The sequence below is a fragment of the Enteractinococcus coprophilus genome (genome assembly GCF_006716305.1).
Lineage (GTDB): Bacteria > Actinomycetota > Actinomycetes > Actinomycetales > Micrococcaceae > Yaniella > Yaniella coprophila.
Genome location: NZ_VFOU01000001.1, coordinates 256,536 through 273,883, shown reverse-complemented (window position 1 = coordinate 273,883; position 17,348 = coordinate 256,536). Strand labels below are relative to the sequence as shown.

Here is a 17,348-nt window from a genome sequence, read left to right as displayed (position 1 = left end):
ACGTCCCGAAAACCCGCCTGGCTTCACTAAATAGCTTGATTTCGGGCGCTTGAATGTGGCGGATTGTGTACATCGTTTCGGAAAGAGAAACGATCGACCCTGAAATGGAAAGAGTGGGCGACTGGCCACAGCGGCCAAGCTTATGCGGTGGTTCGGTAGGTTTCACAAGGTTGCGCATCCGAAGCTTGCGCAAGTTCCGAGCGGCAAAACGGGCCATCCCGCGCTTCCTTGATGCCGATACAGCCTTATGTGAGTCCGCAGAGCGGCTCTGGGTTATCTTTATTCCTGATCACACCTACTCTCAGAGGATTTCCATGGCTCTAAGTAAAAAGGCAGCCTTGTGGACTGCCGGAATGCTCATTGCACCACTGACTATTGCTGGAGTCGCGTTCGGAACTACTCTCAACGACAAAGACGACCGGGCTACTGTGCTGCGTGTGATCGATGGTGACACGCTCGATGTTGAACTCGATGGCGAACCCACACGCATACGACTACTGAACATCGATACCCCTGAGACAAAACATCCTCACGAAGCGGTGCAATGTTTGGGGCCTGAAGCAACAGAATTCTTACAAGAGCTACTTCCTGCGGGGACTCGCATTGATTTGGAGTACGACGTCGAGCGTAAAGACCGCTACGACAGGACACTTGCCGGAGTCTTTTATAACGACACGTTGGTGAATGCCCAGATAGCTGCCCGTGGCCTTGGCGTTGCGGTCACTTATGAGCCCAACCATAAGTTTTATGACGAGGTGAAGGCAGCAGAGCGCCAGGCTCGCAATAAGGCCTCCGGGCTTTTTGATCCCACAACACAGTGCACGCCACCTCAAATGATCGAAAACCTGCAGGACCAGGTCGAACAGCTCAGCGATGCACAACCTCAGGATGTTGAGGAGGCAGAAGCAGAGCTTGAGGCTTTGGCTCTCGTTGCAAGACAGGCGGACCACTTAGCAACGCTGTTGATGGAACTCGAAAATCACCATCTGAACAACGGGCAGTTCGCCTTTTTGTCTCATCTGTACGGCTCGCGGTTGGAAGCGTTTCATACGCAGCTTGATATGGCTGTTGCTACTCTGGATGAGCGTGAGACGCAGCTCGAACAGATTCGAGAGGACATTCAAGCTGAAGAACAACGCCGCAGAGCCGAGGAAAAACGAAAGCAGCAAGAGCAAGAGCGAAAAGAAAAAGAAGAACGGGAGCGACAAGAAGCTGAAGCTGCTGAGCGCCAGCGACAACAAAACGCCCAGCAGGAACACCGTCGCCAAGCTGAGGCCGACACTGCGCGGCAACAAAGCCGCACGCCGCAAAATAGTGACTCGTCAAGTGGCTCGGCACCTGCGCCGTCAAGGAACTCAAACCCCAGCCGCAATGATGCGCCGTCCGGCTACGGTACCGATGCGGATTATCCGGGATACACCGGACCTCGATGCTATGCGCCGGGCGGTAGATCCTGGAAGCCGTGCTGAGCTGGGTAAGGTCTTGACGTTGAGGTTCACTTCGCCCAGAAAGTCTTGGAACCCTTCTTAAACTCAATGCTGCGCTCAATAATTTCTGCCAGCAATGCGTAATTGACATCTTGGGTCCATAGGATCCGGAATAACGCCTTGCTGTGTGAGTATCCTGCTTCGGTGAGCTTGTCACGGAACTCATCGAGGATGTGACGCTCAGGTGCGACCGAAAAGTGTTTGCTGGATGCACTGAAACTGATGATGAATGTTCCGTTGTGCGTCATCATTGGTTGGTTCCACTTGATTTCGACTTTGAGTTCCGGAAACGTCTCAGTACCCCACTGGATGACGTGTTCGAGTTTCGTGCGGTGGTCGTCATTGGGAATGGTCTCAAGGTATTCCTGCAGCGTATCCATGGCTTCACTGTAGTTTGACCTACGCGTTTTCTGAATAGCCCAAAGCGTTGGTGAAGTCAGCCATAGCAGCTGGCCCGGGAGCCACCTAGGATCTCAGATAGGCATACACATGAATACCCATCGAGGAGGACTGGAATTTGTCGCAGAATATTACGAGTACAGCGACCGTGGCGATTGAGCGGCCTGCACGGTATGGCAAGCAATTAGTCAATCATCTCAAGCGCAAGAGCGGGGGCGAATGGGATGCTGAGGCTGAGCGCGGCTGGATCAACCTAGGCGACGACCGTGCTGAGGTCGTTGCAGCCCAAGAACAGCTTGAACTGGCCGTCGAGGGTCCAGCTGATCACATCGAACGACTCGAAGGCGTCGTTGGTCGTCATTTGGTGAGTTTTGCCAGAACCTTAGAAATCGTAGTGCAATGGCACCGCAGCGATGATGCTGAGGGAACGCGTCAAGCGACTGAATAGTCTTCGACAAGGTCGTAGTGCTTTTCAATTAGTACTCTACTCAATGGTCTTGTAGGTGAGGCCGGTTTGGAACGCATCTACGGGCCATTTTTCCGAACCGGTTCCAGATCTTTCGATCGATGAGTATTTCACGACCGAAGAAATGATCCAAGACAACTCGGAATTGGTCGAGAAATTTACTGCGGCCATGAAGGAATCGCAGCAGTTTGCCGAACAGAACCACGACATCGTGCGCGAAGTCATCGTAGAATATACGACAACCGAACCCGAGATCCTCGAACAAACGACTGTCCCACGGTTCCCACAAGAACACCGCCGAGAATCACTGCAACAGGTTATTGATATGTCGGAGCGTATCGGGCTGATCAGCGAACCGAACGAAGTCGAAGAACTGCTCATCGACGGCGCCCAAACTACAACACAACCTAAGAGGCGGGCTCTCCGAATATGTTCGAAGAGCCCGCCTCTTAGGTTACAAGAATGCATCCTGCGGTGGTTTAGTTACCGATTGGTGGCGGTGCGACGTCTTGGCGTTCTGGACGGCCGTTTTCGGCAATTTTGACTTTTTTATCGCGTGGAACCGTCAAGATAATTGATGCGATGGCCAAAGCAACCATCAAGACGTTGAATAATAGGCTTCCATGTCGCGTCGGCGGTTGACTGAGATGTGGTAGACACGTTGGTCTCCTAATCTTTCGCGAGGTAGGACAGAGCCGCTACCACCTGCGTTTGAATGCCTATTTCTAATGTCGGGTCAATCTCTGGAGCAAAGAAGGGGGAGTGGTTGGCCGGAATATCTTGGGCAACGGTGCCAGCTTCAACTGCCTTGCGGTATTTTTTTGGGGCCACCGAGCCAATGAACCAGAACGTGTAGGGAATGCCAAAGGCATTCGGGAGGCGACTGAAGTCTTCCGAAGCGGTGTACGGCTGTGTTTCATAGACCACATCCGTACCGAAGAATTCGGTGAATGCCTCAGTGATCTTGGTGTTGACGTCTGGAGTATTTGTCGTGAGGGGGAACTGATCGTAGTATTCGAATTCCGGTTCTTTTGGGGATCCAGCAGCCTGGCACTCGCCGCGCACGATACGCTCGATAGCGGTCATGACATTCTTGCGAACCTCGGTGTCATAGGTGCGCAGGTTCAGCAGTAATTCTGCCCGGTCGGAGATGATGTTGGATTTGGATCCGGCATGCAGCGCACCGACGGTCACCACAGCAAATTCGCCGGGTTTGGTCTCGCGTGACACGATCGTCTGAAGCCGCATCACGATGGAAGAGGCTAAGACCACCGGGTCGATAGCGTTGTGCGGCATCGAACCGTGGGCGCCGCGCCCATACACCGTGATCTTCAACGAATCGCCGGCCGACAACACTGGTCCGGCACTGGTGCCTATCGTGCCAGCTTCCGTCGGCATCACATGCTGTGCCAGGGCAACATCCGGCTTCGGAATCTTCTCGACGAGCCCGTCGTCCACCAACGCTTGAGCACCCTGCGCAGTTTCTTCGCCAGGCTGGAACACCCCGATATAGGTTCCAGACCAGGCGTCCTTATTCGTCGCCAGTAACTCAATTGCCCCCAAGAGCGTGGCGACGTGCATGTCATGTCCGCAAGCATGCATTGCACCGTCGATTTGTGAGGCGTAGTCCAGCCCGGTCTGTTCATCTACCGGTAGGGCATCGGTATCGGCTCGAGCTAACACGGTAGGACCGGTACCGTTGCGAAGAATCGCAACGACGCCGGTCCCTCCGATACGTTGCACGTCTACATCCAGGTGAGCCAGTTCAGCTTCAATCCGTTCAGCGGTTTTGTGTTCCTGCATGCTCAGCTCGGGTTGCTGATGCAACTGGCGATATACCTCGCGAAGTCGAGCTAATAATTCGTCCATATTTTCCAGAAACGGTACAGACACTACAACCTCCCATGTGGGCATCCGATCATATGCAGACTCGGCACTGTCAAGCGCCCGCCCGTAGGAGTTGGCCAAGCCTGACGACCTCATACGAAATTATCCTCAGTATAAGAACCAGGTATGACAAAAGCATGACGTGGTGGTCGACAGAATGGCGGCGGGAGCTGGGCTGACGTTCAAGTACCAAAGAATTCAAGTGTTCTCGACGCACAATTATCAGGTGGAAAGCTGTTGAAAAACTCGGAGAAATTGGCAGCGCTAAGGTAGGTGTGTGACCTCTCATGCACCCAAGTCCGCAACCCCAGTGACTCACCCGCCGGTAGCAGTCGCGTTAGCCGCTTTTACTTCCAGCGTGGATCGGTTCGGGGTCTCCCCGCTGTTGGTGATCTTGGCGTTAGATTTCGATGTCTCGCTCAGCACCGCGGTGACGGTCGCTTCGGTCTATTTCTTTACGTATGGACTCAGCCAGCCGTTGTGGGGGATGCTGTCCGATAGATTCGGACGATTGCCCGTGATGCGGGTCGCCCTGACAGGGGCACTGCTGTGCGGAATAAGTTCTGCCTTTGCCCCCAACCTGATACTGCTGACGATTGCTCGGGCCCTGACAGGTGCTTTCTTTGGGGCGATCGTCCCGGCCGCCATCACATATGTTGGTGATACCACCGCGTTGCGAAATCGACAATCAGCCCTATCCGATTTGATGGCGGCTATCGCGGTTGGAACGGCATTCGCCACGGCAGCCGCAGGCATATTAGGCCAGGTCTTCAGCTGGCGGATCGTCTTTGCCCTGTCCGCTACGCTTGCGCTCGCAAGCCTCATCCCGCTGTTCCGTTTGACCGAACCCACTCGCGACCAGCGCACCGGGGTGCTTGCCGCGTTGAAACTGTTCTTCAACGAAAAATGGGCCGGCTTTGTCGTGTTCCTAGCATTTGTTGAAGGTGGCCTGGTGCTCGGTATTCTCACGCTGCTGGCTCCCGCATTGGAATTTCAAGGCATCGAAACAAGTTGGGCTGGCCTATCGGTAGCCGCCTACGGGCTGGCAACCCTGGTTTTTTCCCGTCTGGTTCGTCCGATAACTGCCAAGCTGAGCGGGCCACGAGTTGTCTTCATTGGTGGATGCAGCCTGGTCATTGGCTTAGGCACAGTGGCGGTGCACCTGTCTGTATTGAGCGTAGTGATAGCAGCGCTATTACTCGGGGGCACCTGGGCTTTCATGCACACCGGGCTGCAATCCTGGGCGACCCAAGTGATCCCAGAAGCCAGGGGCATGACAGTGGCATTCTTCGCTGGCGCGCTCTTTGCTGGCAGTGCCGTCAGCTCTGCGGTGGCCGGCACCCTGGCCGAAGCTGGACGATGGACGCTGATCTTTGGCACCGGTGCCGGACTCGCGGTTATCCTCACCGTCGTCGCCGTTGCAGGATTGGCGCGATACGAATCCACGCAGGCATGAGACACAAGAGCCGCTTTGCACCGGGGCATCTAGTACTGGAAACAGTGTCCATGACGAGTGAACGTTCGGCATCTAGGCCAGCAAGCCCGCATCTGCGGACCGAATGGAGAACTGGAGCAGCCTAATGATTTCCCCGAGCGTCAGGGAACGCGTAGCGTGGAGAGTGTCATACCTGTGCAACAGGTCCGTTAGATGAAGAATACTTGAGGTTTGAAGATGACACAGGATGCAGGGTTCCCCGAACAGACCCATTTGATTGAAAAGCTTACGACCGCTACAGATGGCGAAGAAGTCACCAATGAACAAGTTGTTGATGTCATCAACGCATTCCTCAACTCACAGGTCGTGTTCCCGTCGGTGGACAAAGCTGGTGACGACGGTTCCGTGAGCCCGCTGATGCTGCAGGACACCGACGGCAACCCCGTCATGCCGCTGTTCACCTCGCCCGACAATATCCCTGATGACTTTGCTGAGGCAGCCCCACACGTCAGCGTGGTTCCTGGTTCAGCAATTATTCAGTCGGTTACCGATGCCGGTATCGTTATCGATTTCGGCACATCACGTCAGTTTGGCTTGGGCAAAGAACAAGTCGCTGCTGTTCGGGAAGAAATCATTTCCCAACTCGGCCAGGCCTAACCACGAGCCAGTAAAGCATCATGGCCAAAGGGCTGCAGCTCACAATGAATGATCTGCAGCCCTTGTCAGACTCGTGATGCCAGGAGTTGTTCAACTCCTAGCGTTGCGCGCCGCAAGATGATGATCGCAGGGCTGCGGCACGACTAGATATGTGTTTCGATTTCAGCCTGCTCACGAAGCTCATCAAGGAGTCCTGAGATTGCCTCATTTTCCTTTTGCATGGTCGCCTGCTCGGTGAGCTGCGGCTCCATCTCTTCAAACGATGGTGTCTCTTGTGCCTGATCTTCTTCCAGCTGCTCATTCATTGCTTCCAGCTGTTCCACCTGCTGATCATACATTTCTTGCAGCTCGTCATCAGTGGGCTCTTTGACATCGAGGTCTTCAACGACCTGCTGGATCAGTACCTCTTTATGGAGATCTTCCCGGACGCGTTCTTGGCTCAAGCCTTGAGACTCAAACTCTTCCATCAGCGCATCGCTTGATTCGAGGCCGTTTTCTTCTGCCATCGTGGCTAAGAGTTCATCGACGTCTTCTTCAGACGAACTCAAACCTTGATCTTCGGCTTCCATCGTGAGCAGCTCGGAATTGATCATCATGTCCAAGGCCTGAGATTTCAGCTCATCTTGATTCGGCTCCTGACCGGTCATCTGGGCCTGCATCGAAAGCTGCTGGAATTGGGCCTCATAGCTTTCGGCAAAGGCTTCTCCAGAAATCTCCCGGCCATTGACCTCAGCAACAACATCCGGAATATTCTCCACGTCAGGTTCGGGCATCGCCTGTTCTCCCTGCTGGCTTTGATCGGTCCCTTCCGAGGCTGCATCTTCACCATCAGCCCCACACGCGGCCAGACTGAAAGCAGCCAACACCGCGGCAATACTCAGGAGTAATTTCTTGGGCATAACTGCCCCTTCCATCGGTTCTGTGCTTTGTATCCCGGCGAGATTAGCAAATACAACTGTGAATGACACCCAGCTCACACTCAGGGGATTCCCAGTAGCCCGCGGCAGGTTTTGGCAAATAACCGCGTTGTGAAAACCCTGTCTTCTCACTATGCTCAAGACTGTGGGCTGCTTCACACGATACTTTGTGATCGGGCAGTTCAAGGACAGTCGTTGCAACAAAGGAACGCTCCATGGCGCCATCCAGCCACCACAATCCAGCGTCCAACTCTTTACAAGACGTTCTCGATCGCGCCGAAAATCCTGTCGAGTACATGCGAAATGCCCCGACCGGCGCCTATATCTACCCCGTGGTCGCTTCGGAATTCACCAACTGGCGGGATGAAGCCCAAGCCTGGCGACGAAGCGCAGTGATGTTCGACCAGACGCATCATATGGACAACCTGATCATCACAGGTCCCGACGCTAAGAAACTCTTGTCGTATACAGCGATCAATTCATTCAAGAGTTTCCCTGTCAATCGCGCAAAGCAATTCGTTGCGGTGACACCCGCAGGATATGTCATCGGTGACGGTATCTTGTTTCATGAAGAGCCTGAACAATACATCTACGTGGGTCGCGCACCGGTCACCAACTGGTTGCTCTTCCACGCCGAATATGGAAACTACGACGTCGAATTACTCGTTGATCGCCGTTCGCCGTCACGCCCCATGGGCAAAGCTGTGCATCGGCACTACTGGCGCCTGCAAATCCAAGGTCCTCGAGCCTGGGAGGTGATCGAACGCCTCAACGGCGGACCGGTCGAGCAGTTGAAGTTCTTTCATCTGAGCACCCTGGAAATAGGGGAGTTAACGGTTCGCACGTTGCGTCACGGGATGGCTGGTGCACCCGGTTTAGAACTCTGGGGCCCATATGAGTTTTACGACGCCGTGCGCGAAGCCGTGATGCAGGCCGGCGAGGATGTCGGATTGCTGGCAGTTGGAGCGCGAGCCTATTCTTCCAATACTTTAGAATCCGGCTGGATACCGTCGCCATTGCCTGCCATCTATACCGGCGATGGCATGCTCGCTGACTATAGAGCCTGGCTGGGAGGAGACTCTTATGAAGCCAACAACACGATTGCCGGCTCGTTTGTATCCGAAGACATCGAAGACTACTACACCACCCCCTGGGAGCTCGGGTATGGCAATTTCATCAGAGACGACCACGACTTCATCGGTGACCACGCCCTGCGCACCATGGATCCCACGGTCCAACGCCGCAAAGTCACGCTCGCTTGGGACGACGAGGACATGGTGCGGATTCATGCCTCGATGTATGACAAGGATTCGGTGCCGTATAAGTTTTTTGATCTGCCCAATGCGAACTACGGTTCGTCGAACTTCGATGCAGTCCTAGATGAGACGGGCGCCGTCGTGGGGCTTTCGATGTTCACTGGCTATTCGGCTAATGAGCGGACCGCACTGTCATTAGCCGTGGTCGATCCCGATATTCCCCTGGGTGCTCGACTGAAGGTGATCTGGGGTGAACCCAATGGCGGTAGCCGAAAGACCACCGTAGAACACCACCAACAAATTGAAGTCGGAGTCACCGTGGCTCCGGTGCCCTATTCCAGAGCAGTCCGTGATTCCTATGAAGGCGCATGGCGTAAGAAGGGACAAGTGTAGCGACCATGAAAACCAACATCCTCCACACTCAGTTGTATTATGGCGGCCGATATTATGACGCCAGTCATAGTTTTGACACTGAGCATGTCATGGAAATCCGCAACCCTGCACGACCATCGCAGATCGTGGGAATGGCGGCAGCAGCCACCCATGAACAAGCCCGTCAGGCGGTTGTCGCAGCCAAGTACGCGTTTCCAGACTGGGCGGCAACCAGTGCACAGCACCGTGCTGAGTTGTTACGGGCCGCGGCAGGCACGGTGATGGAAAACTCCGATGCGGAAGCTCGCCTGTTGTCCGAGGAAAACGGCAAGGTGATCGGTGAGTCCACGTTTGACCTGCTGGGTTTGGTGCAACGCACCGAACTGGCCTGCGATTTGGCAGATCGGGTGGACGACGTCGAAACGCTGCCCGGCCCGCCCACCGAAACGCTCGTGTCATTCAAACCGATGGGGGTGGTCACCATTATCGTGCCCTTCAACTGGCCCATCGCGATCCTCGGCGCCTCCATGCCATATGCGCTCATGGCCGGAAACACCGTCGTAGTCAAACCGCCACCCAGTGCCCCCTTGGCTATGACGCGTGCGGTGCAGCGGTATGCCGAAAAACTTCCACCCGGTGTGCTGAACGTCGTCACCGGTGAAGACGCCGAGATCGGCTCAGCGCTGGTCTCGAACAAAGACATCGCCAAGGTCTGTTTCACTGGGTCTGTTCAGGGTGGTAAACGCATCATGACCATGGCCGCTGAAACCATGACCAGTGTGCTGCTGGAACTCGGGGGCAACGATGCAGCGCTCATCCTCGACGACGCCGAATTCACCCAAGAAAATATGGACGGGTTATTTGCTGGCATCTTTGGTTCGACCGGCCAGATCTGTATGAACGCCAAACGCCTCTACGTGCACAATTCGAAGAAACAAGAGCTCATTGATGAGCTAACCAAACGTCTCGAAACCGTCAGGCTAGGCCCAGCTTCTGATCCTGAAACTACCATGGGGCCATTGCATCAAAAATCGCAGTGGCAATACGTGACGGCACTGGTTCAAGAAGCCAAAGAGGCCGGGGCCGATGTGCGCGAATTCGGCGAGATGCCGACTGGCGCTTGGGCTGGCGGGAATTTCGTGCGGCCATCCATCATTGTGGATCCAGACCCTACCCTCCGCGTGGTGACTGAAGAACAGTTCGGCCCGACCATCCCGATCATCGGGTTTGACGACGTCGAAGACGGCATCCGGATGGTCAACGATACGCCCTATGGTCTGTGTAATAGCGTGTGGACCTCCAATGAGCAGACCGCCAAAGAGGTCGGTGCCAGGCTGCAGTCCGGCTACGTCTTCCATAACGCTCACGGGGCTCCGAGCTTAGATCAGCGAGCACCCTTTGGTGGCGTCAAACAGTCCGGGATGGGCCGCGAGATGGGGATCCTGGGTCTGCGTGAATTCCAGGAACCCCACTCCTTAGGGCTCAACAAAGGATCGTGAAGACGACTTCATGAGGCTGCACCGCCGCGCTCATCGGCGGTGCAGCGTCACGTTTACTCATGGACTGCGAAACCCATCGCATAGGGGACACCTGCCGGTTCGCCCATCGCCGCGAGCATCGGGGGAATAAAGGCTTCAGGTGCAGGGTGATCGGGCAAATCGGCCAAATAGTGTTTGTGAGCGGCCAGTGATGCCACTGATTTGTCCATGCTTGCCTTCGAAACCGAGACGAAGTGTGTTGGTTCGGTACCGGTCAATAACAGCGTCGAAACCTGCCAAGGTCCCAGACCTTCGTCGAAGTGTTCGGTAAACAACCATCTATTGCCAGCATCACGTGAAGCGTCGATGGCGGCTAACCCTACGGCCCGGTGGTCAGGGTGGTCCAATCCCCAGGGAACGACCAACTCGCCAGAGCCGGTGACGAGGACATCGGGCTGAAACGCACGGATTTCATAGGTCAATGCTTTCCGTAGCGCGACACCGTATTCGACCATGCCGTCCGGAAAGTCCAGAATGCGTAGATGGTTCACGCCCACAATGTCACAGGCTGCCCGTTGTTCGGCAGCGCGAAGCTGGTAAGCTTCCGCCGGCGGCCGCTGCATTCCCGCTTCGCCACCGGTTGCCAGCACATAACCCACTTCGATTCCGCGGGACGTCCATTCGGCCACCGCCGCTGAGGTGCCGTACTCGGCGTCGTCGGGATGCGCCACAATCACCAGTACTCGCTGGAATGCGCCATCATCGAGCGGCACCAGCGATGGACTCAGCGGCGAAGGGTGTTCGACCACGAGCTAGTCCACCGCCATCTCGCCGAGCTCATCCCAGTGTTCGCCTTCGATGAGCATATTTCGAACTTTGGGGGTTTCTTGCAGTAGGGGCGGTAGATCTTGCTGCGCCTTCTTGAAATGGTCCGAGGTTACGTGGGCTTCGGCAGCATCATCCTTGAACGCTTCCAGCAAAACGTATTCATGAGGGTCCTCGACGCTGCGGGACCATTCAAACCACAAACATCCCGGTTCGCGACGAGTGGCTTCCGTAAATTCCCGGGCATGCTCGGGCCACTGATCAGCGTATTCTGGTCGGACTTTGAACTTCGCTGCGATGAAAATCAAGGCTTTACTCCTGTGTTAGCTCGATACTGGACAATGTTGCCTTATCAAGCCTGTCACGTGCTGAGAGTACGAGCAAGCATCAGCTAAATATTGAGACTTTATCTATACTCAAAACATTTCAATTGTGCTGGATCTTGTATTTAATTCATTGCAAAAATCGGTGTAGGGTGAACAGCACCTTATTGCGTGATGATCGTCACGTGAATGAAGTGTTCGAGGAGTGAAGTATGTTCGTTGCCCCAGCTGAAGTGGTTGCTGTTACAGCGTCGCCTGCCCTGGAAAAAGCCCGTGGTCAAGCAGCCAATTGGCGATCCAAAGACATGGGGATCTCGGAGCAATACCTCACCGACGACGCACTGACAGACCTGGTTGAGGCCGCAAAGAAACTGGATCACGAACAATTTGCGCGTTCAGTCATGGCCGTGCAGTCAGCCAGAGCCGGGAACTTTCAACCGATCCCACATATCGACTCGGCAGCTGAGATGTTCAGGGAGTTCCTCAAATCCGACATGATCGACGGCTGGCTGTACGTCCAAGAAGCCGACGGATACCTGCACCCTTACCTGGTGATCCGCATTGAAATGGAACACGCAGACCGGTCCCGGGAAGCCCGCATAAAAATCACCATGGAAGCTGACAACCCAACGGTTAAGCGCCCCTCCCGCGCACCCCGAGTGCTGTACTTTGAAGATTCTGAGCTCGTGGGTAAGACGCCGGTCGATGTCTTGACCAGCCACCGAGTGTATAAAGAAACACCCGAATTGAAGGCCCAGTATCAGCATCGCCGTGATTCTTTCCAGCAGCTCATTGATCACGGTTTCGGCAAGCAGTACCTCTACACTGGGCGAGCAATTCGCACCGAAGACTTCCGCTCAGCCAAAGAGCGAACGCAGCGCAAAGTGGTCCATGATATTGCGCCTCATGAGATCGCTCCGTTGCGCATCGTCACCGCATCCACGCTGTTTGAACCCGGTCACCACGGGACCGTACCGGTCGTCACAGCAGTGCGCGTTTTCGACTTGTCGGCTCAGGACTACCTGGACGTCAATACCGCTGATCTCACGCAATATGCGTACGACACCGGCCTGAAGGACAAGCTTGTTCTACCCGAAGACCAGCGGGAGCTCTTAGATATCCTGACCTCGGATATCACAGTATTCACCGGCGACATTATTGAAGGTAAATCAGCTGGCAACGTCATTTTGGCCCGCGGTCGTCCCGGGGTGGGTAAGACCCTGACTGCTGAAGTGTATGCGGAGGTCATTGAAAAGCCACTGTATTCGATTCACACCGGCTCCTTGGGGATCACCGCAGACCTTGTACGCCAGAACTTGGAAGAGATTTTCGAACGAGCCAAGCGCTGGGATGCCGTATTACTGCTGGATGAAGCAGACGTGTTCGTGCTGGAGCGTGGTTTCGAGTTACAGCAAAACGCAATTGTCGCTGAATTCCTGCGCACCCTGGAGTACTACGACGGGCTGCTGTTTTTGACCACCAACCGCATTCACGGGGTCGATGAAGCCATCCTCGCCCGGTGTGCTGCAGTCATTGATTACCTGCCACCACACACTGAGCACGCCCGTCAGATCTGGCAAAACCTCGCCGCTGAACATGACATCGTCCTCGCCCCGGCTCTGCTAGAACAACTCGTGGTGAGCTTCGATGGTATTACCCCGCGCGACATCAAAATGGTGCTTCGTCTGGCTTTGCGCATGGCGATCCATCGCGGCGTAGAGTTATCCATCCAGGTCTTTACTGCGGCGGCGCGCTTCCGGGGACTGGCGCCGCAACTCGAGCTTCAGGGCCACAACTGATACGTCTCCCCACACTTTAGAGCACACAGTAGATAGGCCGTGTCATGCCACGACCCAGCACATTGAGTAGAAAGTAGAAAATACCATGACAGAAAAAGATTACCTCGACGAAGCGCCAGCAGCAGCCGTATCCGGAAACCTCGCATCGGAGCGTTTCGCAGAACGCATTGCGGCAGCCCAAAGCCATGGCGTCGTCGATACGGAACGCGTTGACCTACTGGCCGGTCGTGCTATCAAGGCGCTCAACGATATCATTCTCGAAGAGCGCGTCAGTTACGACGAATACAACGCGTTGAAAGCTTGGCTCATCAAGGTCGGCGAAGACGGCGAATGGCCACTGTTTCTTGACGTATGGCTAGAGCACTCGGTTGAAGACGTTGCCACCAGCCACCGCGAAGGTAACAAGGGCTCAATCGAAGGCCCATACTACATCGAGGATGCACCAGAAATGTCCTGGAACGGCACCATTCCTATGCGTGAAGATGAGCCGGGCACGCCGCTGAAATTCTTCGGCCAGGTCCGTTCGACCGATGGCACCCCGCTGACAGATGCCACCGTTGAATTATGGCACGCAGACAGCGACGGCTTCTACTCGCAGTTCGCTCCGGGCATCCCAGAATGGAACCTGCGTGGCACCTGGGTCGTCAATAACGATGCACGCTTCGAAATTCACACCATTGAGCCTGCGCCCTACCAGATCCCAACCGATGGTGCCTGTGGGCAGCTGATTGCCGCTGCCGGTTGGCACGCTTGGCGCCCAGCGCATCTCCACCTGAAGGTCAAAGCTCCAGGTCACGAGCTGCTGACGGCACAACTGTACTTCCCTGGAGATCCACACAACGACGACGACATTGCCTCGGCAGTCAAACCAGAACTGATGCTGGATCCACAACCAACCGAAGATGGTAAGGGCGTCACCGTCGAATATGACTTTGTCCTGGACCCAGAAGCCTAAGCGGTATTCATTAGCAGGTAGGTCTCACGGACTCACCATAGAAAGAGGAGCAGCACAATCTGCTCCTCTTTTGCGTTAACGGCTTTCACCGACGGCGCCCGCCGAAGAACCCGCGCGATCGAACGCAAAGTCAAAAATGGCAACGAAGGTGCGCTGGCCGGCCGCTCTCTTGCCTTTAACTGAAATCGACCCTTGGACCGAAAAGCAAGTTTCCTTCTGGCACTGGCAACCAGAGCTCATCCACGCACTGATCGCAGTTCGCCGGTTGGATGAAGCTGCCGCATTGATAGAAGATTTCGTCACCATACCAAGCATGCCCCGCGCTTTATCTGTGCCACCGCATCCCCAGCCTGAGTTACTGCGGTTTACAAAGACATCGAGGTGACAGAGGTGCTCTACCCGGAAGCGCTTAAACTCACTTCGATGAACGGCAACGCGACCTTTCACTGTCGCTATTCATTTGCTTAGATCGGATGCTGCTAGCCGCTTGACCCGTGACCGGGGTTCTTTCAAAACGTCAACGCTCCTGCCATGGTCGATCGCTGTAATCAGGGTCACGTAATTTCCAAGCTTGTGATCCAAGGCTCACAAATAAAGAAACGGCTCGGCGCCTGTATCGCTGAAAAGACTGTGCAGTATCACCCCACGCGGATCTATTCGAAGTTCTCCATCCGTTCTTGCACTGAGGTGGCTCGGGTTAACCCCAACGGAGCCGATTGGACAGGCAGCCATGATCCCAGCGCCCGGGTCTTTCCGGAAACACCGTAGGTGTTCCTTGGTGTTTTTCCCGGTCAGACGTGCACCAAAATTAATTGCACTTTGAGGCGAGCCCGCAAGGAGTCTGTGGCGGCGCGAGAATTGTCTAACAATTTCCGTAAGGCGGTGCGAGTAATGCCCGAGCTAGCCCCCTGACTCACCCAGCAAGCTTAGGGATAGAGTCCTCTGCGAAAGGCAACTAACTTTCTCAAGATTTGTGCAATCATCGGAAAACCTTCGAATCACTAGGCGAGACCCTCGCGAGGTCACAGATCGTCGGCATCTGCAATGAATTTCTGCCGCTCGGTAGAGTCGCTCGTTCGCTATTATCGAACTCGAAGTGCGGGATCTCCGCACTTTCTGACGTATGCGACGTTTTAATGTTCAAGAAAGCCCCTCGATTGTTCACTGAGTCGCGAGTTATCGACACTTCTCGCGTTCCATGGTGCGGGGGTGGCGTATGGGGCCGCCAGCCTTGGGTCGCACTCGATCGCAATGTGTGTCCGCGCGTCGCGGGAGATGGTCCAGACCACGCTGTGGGGTGGCGCACTATGGTGCGGAAATGGCAGGACATAGAGCTCCGGTAGATCCCTGCTGAGCGTGCTCTTCTGCGTCTCGGGCGACTAGGGCTAGACCGCGAATATCTTCACTCGTATGATGTGACATAGTTAACAGTTTCTGTCAATCGTTTTCGAGGGCAGAATGATCATTTCGGATTCGCTAACACGATAAGTAGGTGTTGTCTACCCCTAATCTCCGCTCACTTGCCGCATGGTTCTGCGGTTGACAGCCCCTAAAGTGACTGGAAAAGTTACCTTGCATCACTGAGCGAACCTCAGACATCTACGTCCGAAAAGCTTCTTCATTCTCCTGAATGAAGACTGACCCATGAGTTCAAATTCACCTGATTGGAGCGGTCCATGGCACAGCCTGAGTCTGTAGAAGATGTCAAAAGATTAATCGAAGAACATGACATTGAGTTTATCTTTGCCTCGTTCACGGAGATCCGCGGAAAAGCTAGTGCCAAGCTGGTGCCCGCAAGCCAAGTCGATGCACTTTTCTCCGACGGGGTAGGCTTCGCAGGCTTCGCCGCTGGTGAGATTGGACAGGGCCCTCAGAGTCCAGACATCGAAGTGATCCCAGACCCAAAAACCTTCCGCATCGTGCCATGGAAGAAGGGTCTGGCACACGTCATCGGTAACGCCACGGTTGAAGGCAAACCCTGGCCGTACTGCCCACGAACCATTTTGCAGAACCAAATGAAAAAAGCCGAAGAGCAGGGCTACGTCTTCAAACTCGGTTTTGAAGCCGAGTTCATGCTGGTCGATTTTGACGACGACGGCAAACTTAAAGTCGCCGATAAATACGACAACTGGGGCCGTCCCTGCTACGACGTCAAAGCCCTGACCCGGCAATACGACCTGATGACTCGACTGTCAGAGTACGTGACGGAACTTGGCTGGGAAAACTACGCCGTCGACCACGAAGATGGCAACGGGCAGTTCGAAATCAACGTGACCTTCTCAGACGCACTCGAAACAGCTGACCGCTCGGTGTTCTTCCGCTACATGGTTGATTCCTTGGCTGAAGAATACGGCATGATTGCGACCTTTATGCCTAAGCCATTTACCGATAACACCGGTAACGGCATGCACTACACGATGAGCCTGTGGGATAAAGACACCGATGAGAACCTATTCTTGGATGAGAATGATGCACGTGGTCTGGATCTGTCCGAGCTAGGGTACCAATTCGTTGCCGGCATCCTTGACCATGCGCGCGGTTACATGGCCATGGTCGCACCCACGGTCAACTCGTATAAACGCCTGAAAGCCGGTACAGAAACTGTCCGCACCTGGGTTCCCGTAGCGATGACCTACGGTGGTAACAACCGAACACAGATGATGCGTATCGCTCGGTCTGGAGCCATCGAAGACCGCACTCCGGACTTCTCTGGTAGCACCTACCTCGGATTCACTGCGGCCCTTGCCTCCGGCTTAGACGGGGTGAATCGCAAACTCGATCCGGGCGAACCGAACGACCTGGATCTGTACCTGACGCCACCCCGCGAGATTGAACGCCGCGGCATCCGCACCCTGCCACATTCGCTGATGGAATCAGTGCACTACCTTGTCAAAGACGATGTTCTACGCGAGGCTTTCGGACAGGTGCCTATCGACGACGAATACGGTCGCCCATCGGACAATACAGAGGCTTTCGTAGATCACTACGCCCGCATTAAGCGTGCCGAATATCATAACGTGACTGACGAAGTCACTGCCCATGAAATCGATATTTACCTGCGCTTCCCATAAGCCAGGCAGTCTTTCCAATCG

At 54.9% G+C, this 17,348-nt stretch carries 15 protein-coding genes; 10 read left to right on the top strand and 5 right to left on the bottom strand.

Annotated features, from left to right (window positions below):
- Positions 1 to 65 precede the first annotated feature (65 nt).
- Complete coding sequence (locus FB556_RS01270) at positions 66 to 1,469, top strand: thermonuclease family protein (RefSeq protein ID WP_211343938.1); 1,404 nt, start codon at positions 66 to 68, stop codon at positions 1,467 to 1,469.
- A 26-nt stretch (positions 1,470 to 1,495) separates the two neighbouring features.
- Here FB556_RS01270 and FB556_RS01265 read toward each other — a convergent pair whose 3' ends face one another.
- Positions 1,496 to 1,867: an iron chaperone gene (locus FB556_RS01265; protein ID WP_141864025.1), complete on the bottom strand. Its 372-nt coding sequence runs from the start codon at positions 1,865 to 1,867 to the stop codon at positions 1,496 to 1,498.
- A gap of 137 nt (positions 1,868 to 2,004) precedes the next feature.
- On the opposite strand from FB556_RS01265, the gene FB556_RS01260 reads away from it, so the two are divergent.
- On the top strand, positions 2,005 to 2,334 hold the full coding sequence (locus FB556_RS01260; RefSeq protein WP_141864023.1) for a DUF2218 domain-containing protein: 330 nt from the start codon (positions 2,005 to 2,007) through the stop codon (positions 2,332 to 2,334).
- A 55-nt stretch (positions 2,335 to 2,389) separates the two neighbouring features.
- Positions 2,390 to 2,896, top strand: a complete 507-nt coding sequence (locus FB556_RS01255) for a substrate-binding domain-containing protein (RefSeq protein ID WP_141864021.1) — start codon at positions 2,390 to 2,392, stop codon at positions 2,894 to 2,896.
- A 125-nt stretch (positions 2,897 to 3,021) separates the two neighbouring features.
- On the opposite strand, the gene FB556_RS01250 is transcribed toward FB556_RS01255, so the two are convergent.
- Positions 3,022 to 4,245: a M20 family metallopeptidase gene (locus FB556_RS01250; RefSeq protein ID WP_425461609.1), complete on the bottom strand. Its 1,224-nt coding sequence runs from the start codon at positions 4,243 to 4,245 to the stop codon at positions 3,022 to 3,024.
- Positions 4,246 to 4,516: 271 nt separating this feature from the next.
- On the opposite strand from FB556_RS01250, the gene FB556_RS01245 reads away from it, so the two are divergent.
- Together FB556_RS01245 and FB556_RS01240 are read left to right on the top strand one after the other, a co-directional pair.
- Complete coding sequence (locus FB556_RS01245; protein ID WP_246057142.1) at positions 4,517 to 5,695, top strand: MFS transporter; 1,179 nt, start codon at positions 4,517 to 4,519, stop codon at positions 5,693 to 5,695.
- Between the two features lie 216 nt (positions 5,696 to 5,911).
- Positions 5,912 to 6,331 (top strand): SseB family protein, encoded by a 420-nt coding sequence (locus FB556_RS01240; protein ID WP_141864019.1) that lies wholly within the window; start codon positions 5,912 to 5,914, stop codon positions 6,329 to 6,331.
- Positions 6,332 to 6,474: 143 nt separating this feature from the next.
- Here the strand turns inward: FB556_RS01240 and FB556_RS01235 are convergent, their stop codons facing one another.
- Complete coding sequence (locus tag FB556_RS01235) at positions 6,475 to 7,230, bottom strand: SurA N-terminal domain-containing protein (protein WP_170200313.1); 756 nt, start codon at positions 7,228 to 7,230, stop codon at positions 6,475 to 6,477.
- A gap of 233 nt (positions 7,231 to 7,463) precedes the next feature.
- Here FB556_RS01235 and ligM point away from each other — a divergent pair, with 233 nt between their 5' ends.
- Together ligM and FB556_RS01225 are read left to right on the top strand one after the other, a co-directional pair.
- Positions 7,464 to 8,897: a vanillate/3-O-methylgallate O-demethylase gene (gene ligM, locus FB556_RS01230; RefSeq protein WP_141864015.1), complete on the top strand. Its 1,434-nt coding sequence runs from the start codon at positions 7,464 to 7,466 to the stop codon at positions 8,895 to 8,897.
- 5 nt (positions 8,898 to 8,902) lie between these two features.
- A complete protein-coding gene (locus FB556_RS01225) occupies positions 8,903 to 10,375 on the top strand; it encodes an aldehyde dehydrogenase family protein (RefSeq protein WP_141864013.1) in 1,473 nt (490 codons plus the stop codon).
- A 53-nt stretch (positions 10,376 to 10,428) separates the two neighbouring features.
- On the opposite strand, the gene FB556_RS01220 is transcribed toward FB556_RS01225, so the two are convergent.
- A complete protein-coding gene (locus FB556_RS01220; RefSeq protein WP_246057141.1) occupies positions 10,429 to 11,163 on the bottom strand; it encodes a PIG-L deacetylase family protein in 735 nt (244 codons plus the stop codon).
- A 3-nt stretch (positions 11,164 to 11,166) separates the two neighbouring features.
- Positions 11,167 to 11,487 carry a putative quinol monooxygenase gene (locus FB556_RS01215; protein WP_141864010.1) on the bottom strand — a complete coding sequence of 107 codons (321 nt, stop codon included), beginning with the start codon at positions 11,485 to 11,487 and terminating at the stop codon, positions 11,167 to 11,169.
- A 227-nt stretch (positions 11,488 to 11,714) separates the two neighbouring features.
- On the opposite strand from FB556_RS01215, the gene FB556_RS01210 reads away from it, so the two are divergent.
- From FB556_RS01210 to glnT, 3 genes are all read left to right on the top strand, one after another.
- Positions 11,715 to 13,301 carry an AAA family ATPase gene (locus tag FB556_RS01210; protein ID WP_141864008.1) on the top strand — a complete coding sequence of 529 codons (1,587 nt, stop codon included), beginning with the start codon at positions 11,715 to 11,717 and terminating at the stop codon, positions 13,299 to 13,301.
- Between the two features lie 85 nt (positions 13,302 to 13,386).
- The gene (catA, locus tag FB556_RS01205) at positions 13,387 to 14,256 is read left to right on the top strand and encodes a catechol 1,2-dioxygenase (protein WP_141864006.1); all 870 of its coding nucleotides are present in this window, start codon (positions 13,387 to 13,389) and stop codon (positions 14,254 to 14,256) included.
- Between the two features lie 1,676 nt (positions 14,257 to 15,932).
- A complete protein-coding gene (glnT, locus tag FB556_RS01200) occupies positions 15,933 to 17,327 on the top strand; it encodes a type III glutamate--ammonia ligase (RefSeq protein WP_141864004.1) in 1,395 nt (464 codons plus the stop codon).
- Positions 17,328 to 17,348: the final 21 nt, after the last annotated feature.

Coding starts and splice junctions, on each gene's coding strand:
- FB556_RS01265 (WP_141864025.1), bottom strand. CDS start 1,867: ATGGATACGCTGCAGGAATACCTTGAGACCATTCCCAATGACGACCAC.
- FB556_RS01240 (WP_141864019.1), top strand. CDS start 5,912: ATGACACAGGATGCAGGGTTCCCCGAACAGACCCATTTGATTGAAAAG.
- FB556_RS01235 (WP_170200313.1), bottom strand. CDS start 7,230: ATGCCCAAGAAATTACTCCTGAGTATTGCCGCGGTGTTGGCTGCTTTC.
- ligM (WP_141864015.1), top strand. CDS start 7,464: ATGGCGCCATCCAGCCACCACAATCCAGCGTCCAACTCTTTACAAGAC.
- FB556_RS01225 (WP_141864013.1), top strand. CDS start 8,903: ATGAAAACCAACATCCTCCACACTCAGTTGTATTATGGCGGCCGATAT.
- FB556_RS01210 (WP_141864008.1), top strand. CDS start 11,715: ATGTTCGTTGCCCCAGCTGAAGTGGTTGCTGTTACAGCGTCGCCTGCC.
- catA (WP_141864006.1), top strand. CDS start 13,387: ATGACAGAAAAAGATTACCTCGACGAAGCGCCAGCAGCAGCCGTATCC.
- glnT (WP_141864004.1), top strand. CDS start 15,933: ATGGCACAGCCTGAGTCTGTAGAAGATGTCAAAAGATTAATCGAAGAA.